Consider the following 16787-nt stretch of genomic DNA (forward strand, 5'->3'; position numbering starts at 1 on the left):
TTTTTCGTCTTATACGTATCCATCGCGCAGCCGAACCCGGGCGCTGCGCGTACAGTCGAAGAACCGCTATCCTTCTTCGAACTCCCTTCGCCAACATAACGATCACCAAGGAGATCCCACGATGCGCCACTGCCTGTTCGGCCTGCTCATGGTTGCCAGCGTCACTGCGAATGCCGAGATTCAGACGCAGGAAATCCCCTACACCGCTGCCGATGGCACCGAGATGATCGGCTACTACGCCTATGACGACGCCATCGAAGGCAAGCGTCCCGGCATCGTCGTGGTACACGAATGGTGGGGGCTGAACGACTACGCCAAGCAGCGCGCTCGCGACCTCGCCGAGCTGGGCTACAGCGCGTTGGCAATCGACATGTACGGCGAAGGCAAGAACACCGATCACCCGAAAGACGCCATGAGCTTCATGCAGGCCGCGCTGAAGGACGCCGATGCTGCCAAGGGCCGCTTCAATGCCGGCCTCGATCTGCTCAAGGAACAGGCCCAGACCGATACCGCCAAACTGGGCGCGGTGGGCTACTGCTTCGGCGGCAAGGTGGTTCTGGACATGGCGCGACAGGGTGTGCCGCTGGAAGGCGTGGTCAGCTTCCACGGCGCGCTGGCCACCGAAACCCGCGCCGCGCCCGGCAGCGTCAAGGCGCGTGTGCTGGTCGAACATGGCAGCGAGGACAGCATGATCAGCACCGACGACATCGCCGCGCTGAACGTCGAGATGGTCAAGGCCGGTGCCGACTACCAGTTCGTCAGCCTGCCGGGCGCCAAGCATGGCTTCACCAATCCGGGCGCCGACGCCCACCAGAAGAACGGCCTCGACGTCGCCTATCAGAAAGCCGCGGACGAACGTTCCTGGCGTGATATGCAGCGCTTCTTCGAAGACACTTTCGGCAAACCTGCAACCGCCCAGGCGCAGTAACCAACCGGCTACTCGTCCGTGATTCGTCCCGGCGGCACGCCTGCCGCCGGGGCGCGTGCTAGCATTGCGCGCACAACTCACCGTCGATCACGAGTCATGGCCGAACACGATTTCCGCTACACCCTGCTCAACCCCGCCCACACCCTCACCGAATGCCGTGCGCTGGCGCCGGGCCGCTATCAGGTAACCGGCAATGGCGGCTCGATTCGCAGCGGCGATGTACTGATCGTCACGCTCAAGGGCAGCCGCGACCTTTCCCAGCGCCTGACAGTGGAGAAGGTCCGCCACCTGATCAACCCGCCGGGGCAATGGATGGCGGTGGCCAGCGGGCCGGTATTCCGCGAACTGGAAATCCTCAACTGGCAGGTCGCCTGCGACAGCTGCGGCAAACAGCTGGACATCGAGTTCGCCGTGGACGCCAAGCTCGGCGAGGCCGCACGCAAGCCCGCCGCCCAGGCGCGCATCACCGAACTGGGCTGGTCCGGTCAGAACGACCAGCACCGCTGCCCCAGCTGCCAGAAGGAGCAACAGGCATGACTTCACGAATCCTGCCACTCATCGCAGCCCTCGGACTCACAGGCTGTGCCACCGAGCAACTCGAGCTGCAACGCGACGTCACCTACATCGCCGAATGGATCGGCGATGACGCCGTGATCGGCCGCACCCCCGTCTCGCTCACGCTGAGCGACGGCCGCGCCTACGGCAACGCGGGCTGCAACCACTGGTTCGGCAGTTACGAGCGTGATGGCCAGCAGATTCGCTTCAGCAACCTGGGCAGCACACGCAAGATGTGCGCGGAGGAAATCATGGAACAGGAGCACCACTTCCTCGATCTGCTCAATCGCGTCGAGCGCTGGGATGTCTCCAACATCGACCAACTGCGCCTCTGGCCCGCCCAGGGCACCCCGCTACGACTCTGGCCGGAACAGGAATAACGCGCCAAATGTGCGCATGCAGCACGGCATGCGCACCGCTTTCACGCGAGATCACATCTACCGACCCTTCCTTACGGCGCATCTGACACAGCGCCTTGAGCCCCGCCGCCCCCGCCGCCCCCGCGGATTCCGGCGTTCAGCGCCTGCGAACAAGTCCGAGCAAAGCCGCCTGCCGACCTTCACGAAACTGGCACATCCAGTGCATAGACTGAATCAACCAGTTTCGGGGACCCTGGTACAGGCAGGCCAGGGATTCCCCTCTTTTACACTCGGACGAAAAGGCCGCTCATTGAGCTGCCTTTTTGCGTTTGCGGTAACCCGGCGCCCTAGCGATAGACTTCGCGGCGGAAGATGACGGGTGGGTAGCCGGCATAGCCACCGAACGTAGCGATGGCGCTGGGGTTGATCGGACCGGTACCGAGCCAATCGAAGTGAAGCCAACTGGGCACATATGGCTCGACCCGTATGCTGCCCGTATTGTCAGCGCCAGGCGCACTGAGAGTGATCAGGCGTATGCCCTGCGAGGCTTCTCCTAAGGTTGCACTCGTTTCTTCGATCGACAGGTTACCGCTCGGGTTATCGAGCGTGATGGTCTCGCTGACGACGGCACAGTCTTCATCTGCCGGGGCCGTATTGGTTACGAACGCGCTGTCGGTCCACTTCTCCAGCACAAGCGGAAGACGCAGGGGGCTCAGTTCCGACCCCGTCGCCCCCTCCTGCCTGTAACGGCCCAAGATAATTTGCGAGCCGCTAATGGTGAATGCATGATCCTTCGCCGTATGGCTGGCACTGGCTTCGGCGACGAAGATCTTATCGTCGTCGATGAGCTGCGCCTTGCCAGTAAAGACCTCGATCTGCGCATCGAACAGTCTGTCGTCGTCATTCGGGACCGCCCCTCGCAGATACCGAAGTAGCAGTGAAGCAGGCATTTCCAGCGTTTTTGTGCCATCGCCGGCAGTCGTATCCGTTTCGCTGGGCGACCCCGCACCTTCGACGCTCAACCTGATGGCGACACAGTTGGCCTTGTTGCTTTCCAATGTGCAGTCCAGATCCGTAGGTGCACCATCGCCAGGAATGCGCTGGTCGAGCGAAGTACGCCCGACATTGGAAAAGAAGAGCGGCGACCAGGCTTTCGGAAATTTCCAGAACGCACCACGGTCATAGTTGGTCGTGGTCACTCCGCTGCGATTCTTGCCGGTGATGGTGAGGCTCGGCAACTCCGAGAATTCCAGCTCCTGCGCCTGATAGGTGTAACCTGCGCTACAGACCGGCCGGAGCGAGCCGGACCCCGTCGCTTCGAGATAGGCAGGTGTGATCCGGCCGATATTCGCCGAAGTCCCACCGCTCACCGTCTCCCCGTCCAAATAGCCACCGGCAGACGGCGTGGCGCTGATACGGAACACCCCCACCTCGGAAAACTTCACGCTCTGTACCACTTCCGAAGACGAGCTGTCGTAACCCTCGGTGGTCGGCTTATGGTCATAACGATTCTGGTCGTTGGCAGCCAGAGTTACCGTACCCTCGACTCCATCGGTTGGTGCCACCAGCACCGATGCCAGGACGATTCCATCATGGCGGAAGTTGGGTGTGGTGGGATTGCCAACGCAAAGGTCTGAATCTTCATCCTGCCAACCCACCGGCCTGAAACGCACCGGGAAACCATCTCCTGCCGAGACGAAAACCTGGCAGCTGGCATCGCCTTTTTCGCAGTACCACTTTGCCGTCGAATCCGCTGGTTCGACGCATAGCCCCACCGGCTTCACAACGAACTGATCCGAACCCAGCATGCTCAGGCCGTTGTCGTCCGTGCCCGAACTACCGCTATATCGCGCGTTGAGCTCCAGTTTTCCCGCATCGTTGTAGCGGACCTTGATCGGCGCTTGTGCGTTGTTATCGAACGCCAGCTTCAGCGTTGTGGGCGAGGCTTCAGCGGACGAGACAGCGGTGCCGTTGACTTCGAGCGAACGGCCAGCGCTCATCGTCGGATTGATGTAACCGGACCAGAACAGCACATCGCGCTCGACATTCTGGAAAGCCGGCACGCATTGCTGCGAAGCATCATCCTTGCGCACCGCCCTGACCAGCACATCATCCGAAAGCTTGTTGGACACTTGGGTCGGCACATCGAAAACGAAGCCAGAGTCGACGAACGAGAGCGAGCAGTTCTTGCCGAGAGGTCCGGAGCCAACCTTGCAGAGGGTTTCACTGAGCGGCTTGGTCGCCGGATTCGAGCTTGCGATCCCCAACGTCGCGCTCCCTCTGGTCGTCTTGCGCAACGAAAAGCTGCCGGTTCCACCAGTGAAGGTCTGGGTATCGCTGCTGATGGTCGAGCCACTGGACGACAATACGGCGATAGCCGTGACCGCCTCGGTATACAGGGTACAGGCCGAATCCAGGCAGGCCCTCACTGAAACCGGGACGGGCGAGCATGTCAGCCCAGATGACGGCGCGATGATCTCGAAATGATCAATCTGGGTACCAATCGGATTCATCCGGTTGGCACAGACCTGCAGATCGTCCAATTCATGGATGTTCACACTACCGCCTGTCGAGCCGGTGAAGCTGAGCCAGAAATTATCGGGGACTGCCACCTGTGAACCGCTTGCCTGAACGTCATAAGCCGTCACGAGCGTGCTGTAATTCCTTCCGCTGCCACCGGTATCTCGCTCGACGGTCACCAGTGTCTTGCCTCTGGTGCGCGAGTCGATCGTAACGCGATAAAGATGCCCTGGACTCGCTGTCGAGGTCGAACTGGAGTTATCGATTCCGTTCGACAGAGTGCCGGTTCCGGTCAGGTAGAGATAACCCTCGGTACCGTTTCCCGAGCCACGAATCGCTATCGCGTCGCTGCGCGAACCGATCCCGCCCTTGCGGCCTTCGGTTGCGTTGGAATAGTTGCCGAACTCGTCGAAGCCGATACCCAGCCAGCCGCCGGCGAAACCGGAAATATCGGTCTTCTGCGCATACCCGAGGGAACCGCCATAGGCGCCGGGCTGAGGCGTGACACGGGCGTCGGATAAGATCAGCGCCATGCCATCGGCGCCGCGATTGCTCCTGGTGGAATAGCCGTAGTACTTGAACGTAACGGTGATCAGGTTATTGGCTGCCGGGAAGGTACGTTGAACCGTTGCCCCGGTCGCCACGTTGGTGCTGTCGTCGGTCAAGCGAAGTCGGCCATTGACGATACGCGGATCGCCGAAGGTACCGCTGCGGGTGGTAACGGCCCAATCACCACCAAGGGAGCTGCGGTTGAAGTTATCGGGTGACGACGTCAGGCAGACAGGCTTGATCTCGCCATCGCACAGATCCGCAGGCGTCGTAGCGGTAGGCGTACAGACGCCATAGACATGGCTGCGCCCGGTGCCGGTAATGGTGGTATTGCCCCAGGTTGCAGCAGTGACGTCGCCATAGACGAAAGAGTCGTTGAACAACCGTACTTCATTCGTCGTAGACAGGTTACCGGTAACGGTGCTGGCATCGAGCACGATATTGTTCTGGCTGGCCGAAACGTTTCCAGCAACCTCCACCTGGGTCAAGGTAACGGTGCAGCAATTGCTGCTGATGTTCCCCACGACCGAACCGCCGGTAAGGTCAACAATTCCGTTGCTCGCGACGATATCGCCACTAAAGCTCGTGCCATCGGCAACCACCTTCCGAGCGCTCACCTTGCCGCCGACACTGCCTGCATTCAGCGTCACCTCCCCGCTGGCGGCCAGCGCGCCAGTGATGACGGTACCATTGATCGTGGTGACGTTCTGCGCGGCGTTGATGCTGCCCACACGCCCGCCATCGAGGTTGATCGCCCCGTAGTTGTTGCTCAGCCCCCCAGCAATCGTCGTCCCACCGGTCGTCGTTACGCTACCGCCACCAAGAAGGTTGGCCGCCAGGCTGCCACCGGTAAAACTGGAAGTCCCGCTCACCGTCACATTGCCGGTGAAGGTGCTATTGGTAGCAGAGAGTTCATTGGTAATCTGGGTCGCCCCGGTGACGGAACTACTGGTCAGTCGAGTGTTACCACTGCTGGTCAGCGTGCCAGTGATCGAGCTGCCGGTCAGCGTGATCGCCCCACTAGCCGATTCGACCGAACCGTTGACGGCAGTGCCGGCCAGCGTAATCGAGCCACTGGTGGAGCCGACTGAGCCGTGAACGGTATTGGTCCCGGTCGCAATCACCGAACTGTAGCCGGCGCTCAGCGTGATGTTCTTGTTGCTGGTACCGATGGTATTGCCCGTTAGCGTGAATCCGCCGTCTGCAATGATGGTGATATGGCCGAGCCTGCTCGTATCAACCTGCAACGTGTCACCAGGAGTTAGATTTACTGAGCCGGTGCATCTGAAGGTGTCAGAACTGTAACTCCAGCTACCGGTGCAGGGCGCATTCGTCTTGTATTCACCCCAAAACAGAAACCCTTCCCAGTAGAACGTATAGCTCGCCGCATGCGCTCCACTGGGCAATATCGCAGCGAGGATCAGCAACCAGCAGCGCATCAGGAAGGTACGGTTAATTCGCATTTGTCTCGACCCTCGCCTCCAGTTTTCGATAGGCATAGTCCGGCCGCGTAGAAGGCGAAGCTGCGTTTTGTGCGACAGCAGTCAAGCTGTACAGTCTCAGGGTTTTGCCATTCTCACGCGCTGGATAATTCCTCACCTCACAGGAGACGCGCACGCCAGAGAACTCGGCAAGGCCTCCATCCAGGGTCAGGCTTGCGCTGGACGCGCAGGAGCCATCCTTCACCGCCTTGCGAATTCCCCACTCGATTCCGGCTCGGGCCGCCTGATATGCGCGCGCCTGCTGAAGCGACAGACTGAAAGCGCCACTGGTATCGGCCGATAGCCGTGCCATGACAATGACCGCCAGCGCGACGACGATCATCACGAACAAAGCGGCGATCAGCGAAAAGCCTCTTTCATGGCGCATTGTCGACGTGCACCTGCTGCTGAAGGGTGATGGATTCGCCGTCTCGGGCCAGAGTCAGACTCAACGTAACAAGGCCAGGTCGCTGCGGAGTACCGGGCTGGTAGGCGAAGGAGCAGGCAGTCACATGGGAAGCGACCGGCACCGCTTCTGCCGGTGCGGTATTGGACGCCGACGCGGACAATGCCGTGGCGGTGTAGCGCAGCAGCTTTCCGCCAGAACTGGCCGGGTTGCAGCGATAGCCGATGACCTGGTCCGCCAGATAGAAGCGCCGCTGTGGCGAGGCATAGGCGAAGGCAAAATCGCTGCCGGGCAGGTTCAGCGTAACCTGGGTCTCGTTCGCCGAGGCGGCTGCGCTGAAGGTCGTACCGGTCGGTGTGATGACACCGGGATTAGCGTAGGCCCAGACGTTGCCTCCCGCCGTCGGCACGCTGCCGCTAGTCGCGCCGATATTGTTGATCACCAGCCAACGCGCGCCCGTAACCGACAAAGCCGGGTCCAGCACCTGGAAACCATCGCAACGACCACTGCTGGTCTCGCAACCGTCAGGCTCGCTGGAAAAACGCAGACTCTCTCCGCCTGCCCGATTCGGCACATAGCGGCCCGCCTGGCGAATATTCAGCGTTTCAAGCGTGCGTGTATCGGGAGACTGGCGAATTGAGTTCGGTACCGCGAGGCGAATATCGCGGGCCATGCGGTTCAACGCGACCGCTGCCTGCCCGACCAGCTCGCTGCGACGGCTCTGATCGACGAACGCATCCAGAGGGCGTTGCATGATACTGGTCACCATCAGCAGCACGATGCCGCTCAGGGCGATCACCATCACCAGTTCGACCAGTGTGAAGGCGCGTACGGATTTCATGGGCATCGATCCGCCCCGCTGTCATCCACTTCGCCGTAACAGGTGCGAAACCCCGAGAGCTGCAGACGCTGGCCTGCCGGGTCAGTCACCGTCACATCGATACGCCTGGCTGGTACTCCATTCCAGTCGGCCAGCGACGTGACAGAGACCTGTACACCATAGCTGGACAGTGCGGTAACCGCAGCGCCAGTCGCATCCCGTACGCCTGAATCGTTCAAACCCGCATAGTCACACACATCGTCAAACCGGGCTCTGGGCAAACCTGGCGTTGCTGCGCAAGCTCCGGCATTCAGGGTGGTTGGATCTAGGTAGGGCTGGAACAGTATTTCTTCGAGATAACCCTCAGCGATCGCCAGGCTCTGCTGGCGCAGCATCGGGTCGGCAGAGCGCCCAGTGATGGCAGCCATGGCCGAATAAAGTGCAGCAGCGGCAATACCGATGATCATGATACTGATCACCAGCTCGACCAAAGTCATTCCGCGCTGCTGCTTCATTGCAGCAGCCCGGTTTCGGCGGTCACGCTGAAAGTGAACGCACCAATGGAGGCGCTCGCCGCGCTGGAGGGACGCCCCAGCGAGTCGAATACCACGGGAAAATTGGTCGCCGACACCGACACGCCCGTGGGCACCTCGGTATTGGCGAAAGGAGTCTGGCCGTCCGGCCCCTGCACCTCGGCGCTAAAAGCGCCCGAGGTACAGTTCGCGGCACGGCGCAGATGGTAGCCACCACTCCCCAGGCTGACCTCGGTCAGGCAGCCACTGGCTAGGGCCAGCTTCTGTGCATAGCGCACAACCGAGACCGTCTCTTCAAAGAACAGGCGTTCATCGAACACCTTTCGATCGAAGAAACGCGGCCCCACCACAGCGGCGAGGATGCCGATGATGACGAGCGTCATGATCAGCTCGACGAGGGTGAAGCCGCGCTCGCTAAGCCTCATGGCCGAAGTCTTTGCTCAGTCCAAATACATTAGCAACCGGTGTCCGTTACCGTTCCATAGACCGGTGCCGGGAAGACTGTCTTTCCATCCACCGTTGTCTGCGCCGGAACCTGATAGGTAAACGAGCAGTCTGCAGGGGTGGGCGCATCTTTCAGCCTAATAATCAGTGGCTCGGCAGCAGTTCCGCCACCAGTGCTGTCAAACTCGCCACTGAGATCAGTCGCTGTAAGAATGCCAGCCGTATTAGCGGTCGGATAGCCATTGACCATGGTTACCGTTGCACCCTCAAGAACAACCGACGCTCCCTTCGCACCACCGTCAGCGAGCTGCTGAGCATGCGCGATAGCCGCAGCGGATTTGACGGCCCCCAACGCTCCATTTAGCGTAGCTACTCGTGCGTCTTTACCGAAATCCGCAAACTTCGGCAAAGCAAACGCCGCCAAAATCCCCAAAATAACAATCACCATAATCAACTCGATCATGGTGAAACCGCTCTGCTGCTTTTTCATACTTGTCGCTCCTTGTTTATGAATCATCGAAAGTTAACGAAGACTTCGCCGGTATTGGCGTTGTATTCGATGACGTCGTCGCCGCCATCGAGGTTGTAGGTGAACAGGCAGCGGGTGCCGTTGGCCGTGGCGGTGAATGCCGGATTGGTGCCGGTCAGGCTCTGCGAGGAAGCCTGCAGCAGGTTGCTCCAGAGGTTGCGGCATTCATCGGCGGACATGCTGGTGTTGGCGAGCGGAGTGCCGCTGCGTTCGGTGCCTACGGGCCAGCCGTTGGCGTTCACATCCATCGCGCCGTTGCCATAGCCCTGTACGTTGATCTGGCAGTTGCCGGCCAGGCAGGCATTGCTGCCGCCGCCGCGATTCAGTTCGTACTGGCCGCGCACAAGCGAGACGGCGGATGTGAGCGCACCACCAGCGCTGCGCACGCTGGCGCGGTGGGCGTCCTTGGCGGAGTCGATAAAGTGCGGCAAGGCCACTGCGGCAAGGATGCCGAGGATGGCGATGACCACGACCAGCTCGATCATGGTGAAACCCTTGTGTCGTTGCATCGTGCCTCCGTGGCTCCTGTGAAATGTCGCGATTCGTATGCCCATCAACCCCTCCCCTGCGCCGCGCTACCCAGTTCCCACATCGGCAGAAACACGCCGAGCGCGAGAATCAGCACCATCACGCCCATGGCCACGATAAGGATTGGCTCGATGGCATCAGCCAGCTGTTTAAGGTCGTAGTCGACTTCCTGCTCGTAGAAGTCGGCGACTTCGATGAACAGGTCGTCCAGCGCGCCGGTTTCTTCGCCGACGGCCATCATCTGCAGTACCAATGGGGTGAACAGGCCGGAGTTATGCGCCGAGCGGGTCAGCGCTTCGCCGCGTTCGACGCTTTCGCGAATGCCGAGAATCGCCTGGCCGATATGCTGGTTGCCGACGCTGGCGCTGTTGATCGAGAGGGTCTGCAGCAGCGGCACGCCGGCGCGATACATCATCGCGAAGGTGCGGGTGAAGCGCGCCAGGGCGATACGTTCGAAGATACCGCCGACGATGGGCAGGCGCAGCTTGATGCGGTCCCAGCGCAGTCGACCGGCGTCGGTTTCGATCCACTTGAAGAAGGCGTAAAGCCCACCGACGATGCCCAGCAGCAACAGCCACCAATAGTCGCGCATGAAGTTGGAGGTGCCGATCAGCACGCGCGTGGCCCACGGCAGTTGCGCGTGGAACTGGGCGAAGACCTTGGCGAACGCCGGGATCACCAAGAGATTGATGACACCCAGCGCCACCCCCATGGCCACCAGCACGAAGATCGGATAACGCGTGGCCTGCTTGATGCGCTTGCGGGTCTCGCGCTCCAGCTCGAGATAGGCAGACAGCTGCTTGAACGCCTGGTCGAGCTGGCCGGTGTTCTCGCCGACGCTGACCATGCTGACGAACAGGTTGTTGAACACCTTGGGATGTGCGTTCAGCGCAACCGCCATGGACTGGCCGCTTTCGAGGCTGGCGCGCACGTCCTGCAGGATGCCGCGGAAATACAGGTTGCGATTGGATTCGGCCAGGCCGCCGATGGCGCGAATGATCGGCACGCCGGCCTTGTTCAGGCTGTACATCTGGCGGCTGAAGATGATCAGTTCGTCCAGATCGACACGTTTGCGCCGCAGCTTCTCGCGCAGCACGGCAAACACGTCGACGCTATCGGCCTGGGCACGCTCCGCATCGATGGTCAGCGGGGTGATCTGGCGCGACACCAGCTCGCTGGCCACGGCGTCAGCGCTGGCGCCATCGAGCGCGCCGCTGACCCGTGCACCGCGCATATCGCGGCCGGTATAGCGGAAGCTAGGCATCGGCAGGCTCCCCGCGAAGCGACCGGGCGGCGCCCGTGGCGCTGGCGCCTACGGCCGCGATAGGCAGGAGACTAGCGGCGATCACGCGATCACCTCGTCGTCCGCCAGGGTGGCGCAGACCTTCAGCACCTCTTCGATACTGGTGACGCCGGCGATGGCGTAATCCAGCGCGCACGCCGCCAGTGGTCGATAGTGCGCCTGCTGGCGCGCGGCCTCGGCGAAGCCTTGCGGATCACCCCGACGAAGCGCGGCGATCATCGGTTCGTCCAGTTCCAGCAGCTCGTACACCCCGACACGGCCGGCATAGCCGCTGTTGTGGCATTGATGGCAACCATTGCCGCGCTTGAAACGGTGGTCGCGCAGCGAGCCGCCGTGCAGCGCCTCCAGCCAGGCCAGTTGCCGAGGATCGGGCTGATCGTCCTCCATGCAGTTTTCGCACACGCGGCGTATCAGACGCTGGGCGAGCACCGCATTCAGCGCCGTGGCGACAAGGAAAGGCTCGACCCCCATATCGATCAGGCGCATGGCCGAAGTCAGGGCATCGTTGGTGTGCAGCGTCGAGAGTACGAGGTGGCCGGTCAGTGCGGCACGCAGGCCGATCTCGGCGGTTTCCTGATCACGGATCTCACCGACCAGGACGATGTCCGGGTCCTGACGCAAGGCGGCGCGCAGCACGCGGGCGAAGGTCAGCTCGATCTTGGCGTTGACCTGCACCTGATTGATCCGCGGCAGGCGGTACTCCACCGGGTCCTCGACGGTGATGATCTTTTTCTCCGGGCTGTTCAACTCGGAAAGCCCGGCGTAGAGCGTGGTGGTCTTTCCCGAGCCGGTCGGGCCGGTGACCAGCACCATGCCGTGCGGACGCTGCAGCAGGCGCCTGAAGCGCTCGAGCATCGCCGGCGGCATGCCGGTGCCTTCGAGCTTGAACATGGCGCCGCCCTGGTCGAGCAGACGCATGACCACCGACTCGCCGAACTGCACCGGCATGGTGGAGACCCGCACATCGAGGTTGCGGTTCTTCACGCGGATGTTGAAACGGCCGTCCTGCGGCAGGCGCTTTTCCGAGATATCCAGGCCGGACATGATCTTCAGGCGCATGACCAGCGCCGAAGCCACACGGTGCTCCTTCATCACCTGTTCGTTGAGCACGCCGTCGATACGCTGGCGAATCCGCACCACGCCTTCGTCCGGTTCGATGTGAATGTCCGAGGCCTTCATCTGCACGGCGTCCTCGAACAGCGTCTGCAGCAGGCGCACCACCGGCGCATCGCTGTTGCTTTCGCCGAGGCGCGAGAGGTCGAAGTCGCTTTCCTGCAGCTCACCTTCCAGCTCGCCGGCCAGCGAGGCGATCTCACTGGTACGGCGGTAAAGCTGGTCCAGCGCGCCGAGCAGCTCGCTTTCACGCACCACCGCCGGGTGGACGCGCTTGCCGAGCAGGCGCTCGATCTCGTCCTGGGCGAAGATGTCCAGCGGGTCGGTCATGCCCACCAGCAAACCATCGCCCTGGCGGGACAGCACTATCACCCGGAAGCGCCGGGCGACCGCCTCGGGCAGGCTCTGGGTCAGCTGGTTGTCAAACTTGTAGTGCTTGAGTTCGACGAAGGGAATCTGCAGCTGCTCGGACAGCGCACGCAGCAGGCGGCCTTCGTCGATGAAGCCGAGGTCCAGTACCGTGCGCCCGAGCTTGGAGCCGGTGCGCTTCTGGTCCTGCAGCGCCTGCTGCAGCTGCGCCTCGCTGATCAGGCCGGCCTGGACCAGCAGATCGCCGAGACGAATCTTGCGCTGGCGCATGTCTTGCGCGGTCATCGGGCACCTCCGAGTACGCCGGCACGTTCAGCGGCGAAGCGCCGCGAGTTGTCATCGAGCCCCTGCCCTTGCGCGGCCAGGCGGTAATGGCGCGCCGCCCGGGCGGGCTGATCGATCTGTTCCAGCGCGATGGCCAAGCCCAGCTGCCAGGCCGCCTGCTGTGGCTGGGAAGCGACCAGCTGGCGATACACCGCTGCGCTGCCCGCCCAGTCGCCGACCTGCTGTTGCAGAGCCGCCAGCAATGCGTGATAGCCGGGGTCGCTCGCCAGCGCCGGCGCGTTCTGCACCAAGGTGGCGAGCGCGGTTTGTTTGTCGCCACTCTGCAGCTGCCCACGGGCGAGCAGCATGCGCAGCTCGGCATCGAACGGTCGGCTTTGTAGCTGGGCGGGCAACCAGGCAAGCAGTGGCTCGATCTGTCCAGCCGCCAGGTAGGCGCGAGCCAACCAGCGCGCCGCCTCGGCATTGTCCGGCTGCGCGGCATGGAGCGCCTGCAGCAGCTCGATGGCACGGGGGAAGTTCCGCTGCTGCAACGCATCGCGCGCCTGGGCCAGCGGGTCCGGTCGATGACTGCCGATCTGCACGGTGGGTGTGGTGGCGACCTGGGATCTGGCAACCGGCGCCGGGGCTGGCTCGGCGACCGGCTGCACATCCGGTGCGATAGCCGGCACGGTGTTCGCGTCGGGCGCTGTGCGGGTGACCCAGTCCGGCAGACTCGCTTCGTCCAACGCCGGCTCGGCGAAAGGCAGGTCCAGATCCTCAGGGACGGTCACTGGTGCACCATCCATGTGGACTTCCAGCCAGAGCTGCGCATGGCCAGCGACCGGCTCGAGCCGATCACGCACGTCGAGGCGATCGGTCATGCCGATCAGCAGTACCTGCACCTGGTCGCCCTGCTGTTCGACACGCCAGGACAGGCTCAGGCCGTTGCTCTCCACGCGGCCGTTTCGCGGGCCACCGGCGAGCGTAACGTCCGGCAGGCGCAGGCTGATCGCGCCGCCCTCGTCGGTGCGCTGGTAGCTGATCGAGCGATCGAGCAGCAGTTGCAGCACGAAACGGTCGCCGTCTTGCTGCGGCAGGATATCGAGGAGTTGAGTTGCGGGCACCGCAGCGGTCATCGCAGCGTCGACAGGCGCCTCCGGAACCACCGGGGTTTGCGCGGCGAAACGTTCGAACAGTGCCACCGAGGCCGCAGCGACCAGCACCACGCCAATCAGCGGCAACAGCCAACGGCGCAACCGTGCTGATCGCTGGCGCCGGGTTGCGGCTGTTTCATCGACGGCCTGCATGTCGAGGAACGGGCTCTGCCCGCCGGACGCCGCGCCGCGCGCTTCGAGATCGCGCAGCATGTCGTTGACCAGGCTCATGGCCGCACCTCGGCCAGCTGCGACAGCCAGGGCAATGCACTCAGCAGTAGGCTCAGTGTGGCCGCACCCGCCAGCAGCGCCCAGCGCAACGGAAGGGCTGCACGCAGGATCGGTCGCGCACCCTCGGTATCGGCCAGGGCGCGGCGCACGTGTCGGCTGGCGACGCGTCGCTGGCCTTCGCCGAAAGCCGCCATCAGGCACTTGTTCGCCAGGATGTTGAGCAACCGCGGAATGCCACCGCTGCCCTTGACCAGCAGGCGAATCGCGGCCGGCTTGAACAACGGTTCGCCTTGATAGCCGGCCACCGCCAGACGTTCGTGCAGGTAGCGCCGGGCGTCGCTGACATCCAGCGGGCGCAGGCGGTAGGAGAATGTGATGCGCTGGCGCAACTGCCGGAAACTCTCGCTGGCCAGCGTAGCGTCCAGTTCAGGCTGGCCGAACAGCACCACCTGCAGCAGTTTGCGCTGCTCGGTTTCCAGATTGGTCAGCAGGCGCAGGGCCTCCAGCGTTGCCGGTGGCAGCGCCTGCGCCTCATCGATCAACAGCACGGTGCCCTTGCCCTGGCCGGCCAGCTCGATCAGCCGGCGATGCAGTGCCGTCAGCAGCCCGTGGTTATCCAGCTGCTCGACCCGCGGTACGTGCAACTCATGGGCCAGCGCCTGGCGCAGCGCCATGGGCCCGAGCGCCGGGTTCGGCAGCCACGCCAGCTGGTAACGCTCGGCATCCAGTTGCTTGAGCAACGCGCGGCAGAGCAGGGTCTTGCCGGTGCCCACCTCGCCAGTCACCTTGATGAAGCCCTCGCCTTCGGCCAGCGCCACGCGCAGCAGGTTCAGGCACGCTTGGTAAGGCGGCAGGCGAACCATGAAGCCGGTATTCGGCGTCAATGCGAATGGCTTTTCCTGCAGGCCGAAGAATGCTTCGTACATACCGGCGCCTACCTGACCTGGCGGAACGAATCGGCGCTGCGGCGCAGCTCGTCGAGCCAGACCTGATCGTCGATCACCTGCGGGCGCACCAGGATGACCAGTTCGGTCTGCTCGAGCGATTTGCGTTGCTGCTGGAACAGGCCGCCGACGATGGGCAGCTTGGAGGCCCAGGGAATGTTGGCGTCGTTATTGCTGTTGCGGTTTTCCAGCAGGCCGCCGATGACCACGACCTGACCGCTGCGCGCACGCACGATGGAATCCGACTGGCGCGTGGTGGACAGCGCCAGCGGCAGGTTGAAGACGTTGTCGGAACCGCCGAGCTGGATGCTCTTGTTCTGATCCTGAACGCGGCTGACGGTGGGCCGGACGTGCAGAGTGACCTGGTCGTTCTCGTCGATCTGCGGGGTAACGTCCAGCGAGATACCGGAGAAGAACGGCGTCAGGGTGATGTCCAGGTCGGGCGCCGTGGTGCCCCCCGCCAGCGACGTGGTGGTGGTCGAAACATCGGTGACGAAGAACTCGTCGGTGCCGACCTTGATCACCGCCTTCTGGTTGTTGAGGGTGGAAATCCGCGGACTGGAAAGCACCCGCACATCGCCCTGGGTTTCCAGCAGCTGCAGCACGCCGCTGAAGTCGCCGACGCTGACCGCAGCGCTGAACACGCCACCGACATTGTTGACGCCGTCGAGTGTGTCGCCCTGCACACCCAAGGCGAAATCGGCGTTGCCCATGGAGCCCAGCTGTGCCCAGTTGATCCCGGACTGGAAGCCGTCGGACAGCCTCACTTCGAGAATCTTGGTCTCCAGAATCACCTGCCGCTGCAGGTTGCGCTGCGCCTGTTGCAGAAAGCGCTCGACGCTCTGCTGGTCGGCACTGGACGCACGAACCACCAGCAGGCCGGCCTGCGGGTTGACCACCACGCTGTTGCCCGCCTCGCTGCCGATCATCATCGCCACGACTTCGCGCACCTCACTCCAGAAGTCGACGGTGCTGCTGGTCAGCAACTGGCTGGCATTGACGGTGCTGGAGGTCGAGTTGGTCGTGGTGCCGCTTGCGCCGGTATCAATGTTGTCGCTGGTGGTGACCTGGCCGGAGCTGACCCGGGTATCGGTCATGCCCTGACGCTGCAGGTTGAGGTAGTTCAGGTCATAGGTGCGGGTGACCGCGGTATTGGCCTGGATCTGGTAGCCATAGCTGGTGCGGCGATAGTCGTAGCCATAGCTGTCGCGCACCGCCGCGAGCACTTCTTCCAGCGTCACGTTGCGCAGGCTGAAGGTGATGTTGCCAGTCACCGCCGGGTGCACCAGCAGGTTCTGTCCGGCGTTGTCCATCAGGCTGAGGAAGAATTCGCGGGCCGGCATGTCGTTGGCGACCACGTCGAAGCGCGGGCCACTGACCGCCGAACTGCCGTCGACACTCAGCGGCGGAATCAGCGCAGCCTGTACCGACGGCGGCGGCAGCGCCTTGGCCTGGGTCTGCTGCAGGCTTTCCTCGAACAGACGGTTGCTCTGCTCGTAGAGGCGCTTGTCACCGTCCTCGAATGTCTGGCAAGCGGCCAGCAGGCAGAACAGGCTCAGCAAGCCGAGACGTGGCAAAAGGGTCGGCATCATGGTCGGGTTTGGCTCGGAGTGATGATCGGGGCAACCAGATGCAGCGTTTGCTGCTGGCCATCGCGCTCGATCAGGACGGAATTCGTGTGGATGGCCAGGACTCGGGCATCGGCCAGGGTGTCGCCGACACGCAGCGATTGGCCGTTGAGCACCGCCCTGGCGCTC

The 16787-nt window shown here is 62.8% G+C and carries 15 protein-coding genes; 3 read left to right on the forward strand and 12 right to left on the reverse strand.

What is annotated here, in order from left to right; all coding sequences use genetic code 11:
• Window positions 1-121 precede the first annotated feature (121 nt).
• The 3 genes from LO50_RS19975 (at window position 122) to LO50_RS19985 (ending at window position 1863) form a co-directional block, all read left to right on the forward strand.
• Window positions 122-928, forward strand: coding sequence for a dienelactone hydrolase family protein (locus LO50_RS19975; protein ID WP_044316138.1), 807 nt, complete (start codon window positions 122-124; stop codon window positions 926-928).
• A gap of 96 nt (window positions 929-1024) precedes the next feature.
• Window positions 1025-1465, forward strand: a complete 441-nt coding sequence (locus LO50_RS19980) for a hypothetical protein (protein ID WP_044316139.1) — start codon at window positions 1025-1027, stop codon at window positions 1463-1465.
• Window positions 1462-1863: an META domain-containing protein gene (locus LO50_RS19985; RefSeq protein WP_014821213.1), complete on the forward strand. Its 402-nt coding sequence runs from the start codon at window positions 1462-1464 to the stop codon at window positions 1861-1863. Before LO50_RS19980 ends, LO50_RS19985 begins: the two co-directional genes overlap by 4 nt.
• Window positions 1864-2189: 326 nt before the next feature.
• Here the strand turns inward: LO50_RS19985 and LO50_RS19990 are convergent, their stop codons facing one another.
• The 12 genes from LO50_RS19990 to mshL all read right to left on the reverse strand — a co-directional run bounded on the left by LO50_RS19990 (window position 2190) and on the right by mshL (window position 16622).
• Window positions 2190-6374, reverse strand: a complete 4185-nt coding sequence (locus LO50_RS19990; RefSeq protein ID WP_236690614.1) for a DUF6701 domain-containing protein — start codon at window positions 6372-6374, stop codon at window positions 2190-2192.
• Window positions 6364-6780 (reverse strand): hypothetical protein, encoded by a 417-nt coding sequence (locus LO50_RS19995; RefSeq protein WP_014821215.1) that lies wholly within the window; start codon window positions 6778-6780, stop codon window positions 6364-6366. The genes LO50_RS19990 and LO50_RS19995 overlap by 11 nt, the downstream gene beginning before the upstream one ends.
• Window positions 6770-7639, reverse strand: coding sequence for a PulJ/GspJ family protein (locus LO50_RS20000; RefSeq protein WP_014821216.1), 870 nt, complete (start codon window positions 7637-7639; stop codon window positions 6770-6772). The genes LO50_RS19995 and LO50_RS20000 overlap by 11 nt, the downstream gene beginning before the upstream one ends.
• Complete coding sequence (locus tag LO50_RS20005) at window positions 7636-8133, reverse strand: prepilin-type N-terminal cleavage/methylation domain-containing protein (protein ID WP_080583071.1); 498 nt, start codon at window positions 8131-8133, stop codon at window positions 7636-7638. The genes LO50_RS20000 and LO50_RS20005 overlap by 4 nt, the downstream gene beginning before the upstream one ends.
• Window positions 8130-8576, reverse strand: coding sequence for a prepilin-type N-terminal cleavage/methylation domain-containing protein (locus LO50_RS20010; protein WP_014821218.1), 447 nt, complete (start codon window positions 8574-8576; stop codon window positions 8130-8132). Before LO50_RS20010 ends, LO50_RS20005 begins: the two co-directional genes overlap by 4 nt.
• 29 nt (window positions 8577-8605) lie before the next feature.
• Complete coding sequence (locus LO50_RS20015) at window positions 8606-9085, reverse strand: pilin (protein WP_014821219.1); 480 nt, start codon at window positions 9083-9085, stop codon at window positions 8606-8608.
• Window positions 9086-9108: 23 nt separating this feature from the next.
• Window positions 9109-9633 carry a prepilin-type N-terminal cleavage/methylation domain-containing protein gene (locus tag LO50_RS20020; RefSeq protein WP_014821220.1) on the reverse strand — a complete coding sequence of 175 codons (525 nt, stop codon included), beginning with the start codon at window positions 9631-9633 and terminating at the stop codon, window positions 9109-9111.
• 44 nt (window positions 9634-9677) lie between these two features.
• On the reverse strand, window positions 9678-10916 hold the full coding sequence (locus LO50_RS20025) for a type II secretion system F family protein (RefSeq protein ID WP_003299190.1): 1239 nt from the start codon (window positions 10914-10916) through the stop codon (window positions 9678-9680).
• 81 nt (window positions 10917-10997) lie between these two features.
• Window positions 10998-12722, reverse strand: a complete 1725-nt coding sequence (locus tag LO50_RS20030; protein ID WP_044316142.1) for a GspE/PulE family protein — start codon at window positions 12720-12722, stop codon at window positions 10998-11000.
• Window positions 12719-14086, reverse strand: a complete 1368-nt coding sequence (locus LO50_RS20035) for a tetratricopeptide repeat protein (protein WP_014821222.1) — start codon at window positions 14084-14086, stop codon at window positions 12719-12721. Before LO50_RS20035 ends, LO50_RS20030 begins: the two co-directional genes overlap by 4 nt.
• Entirely contained in the window at window positions 14083-15012 is a 930-nt protein-coding gene (locus tag LO50_RS20040) for an ExeA family protein (protein WP_014821223.1), read from the reverse strand. Before LO50_RS20040 ends, LO50_RS20035 begins: the two co-directional genes overlap by 4 nt.
• 8 nt (window positions 15013-15020) lie before the next feature.
• The gene (gene mshL, locus LO50_RS20045) at window positions 15021-16622 is read right to left on the reverse strand and encodes a pilus (MSHA type) biogenesis protein MshL (RefSeq protein ID WP_003299197.1); all 1602 of its coding nucleotides are present in this window, start codon (window positions 16620-16622) and stop codon (window positions 15021-15023) included.
• Window positions 16623-16787: the final 165 nt, after the last annotated feature.

The organism is Stutzerimonas stutzeri, from assembly GCF_000935215.1.
Taxonomy (GTDB): Bacteria; Pseudomonadota; Gammaproteobacteria; order Pseudomonadales; family Pseudomonadaceae; genus Stutzerimonas.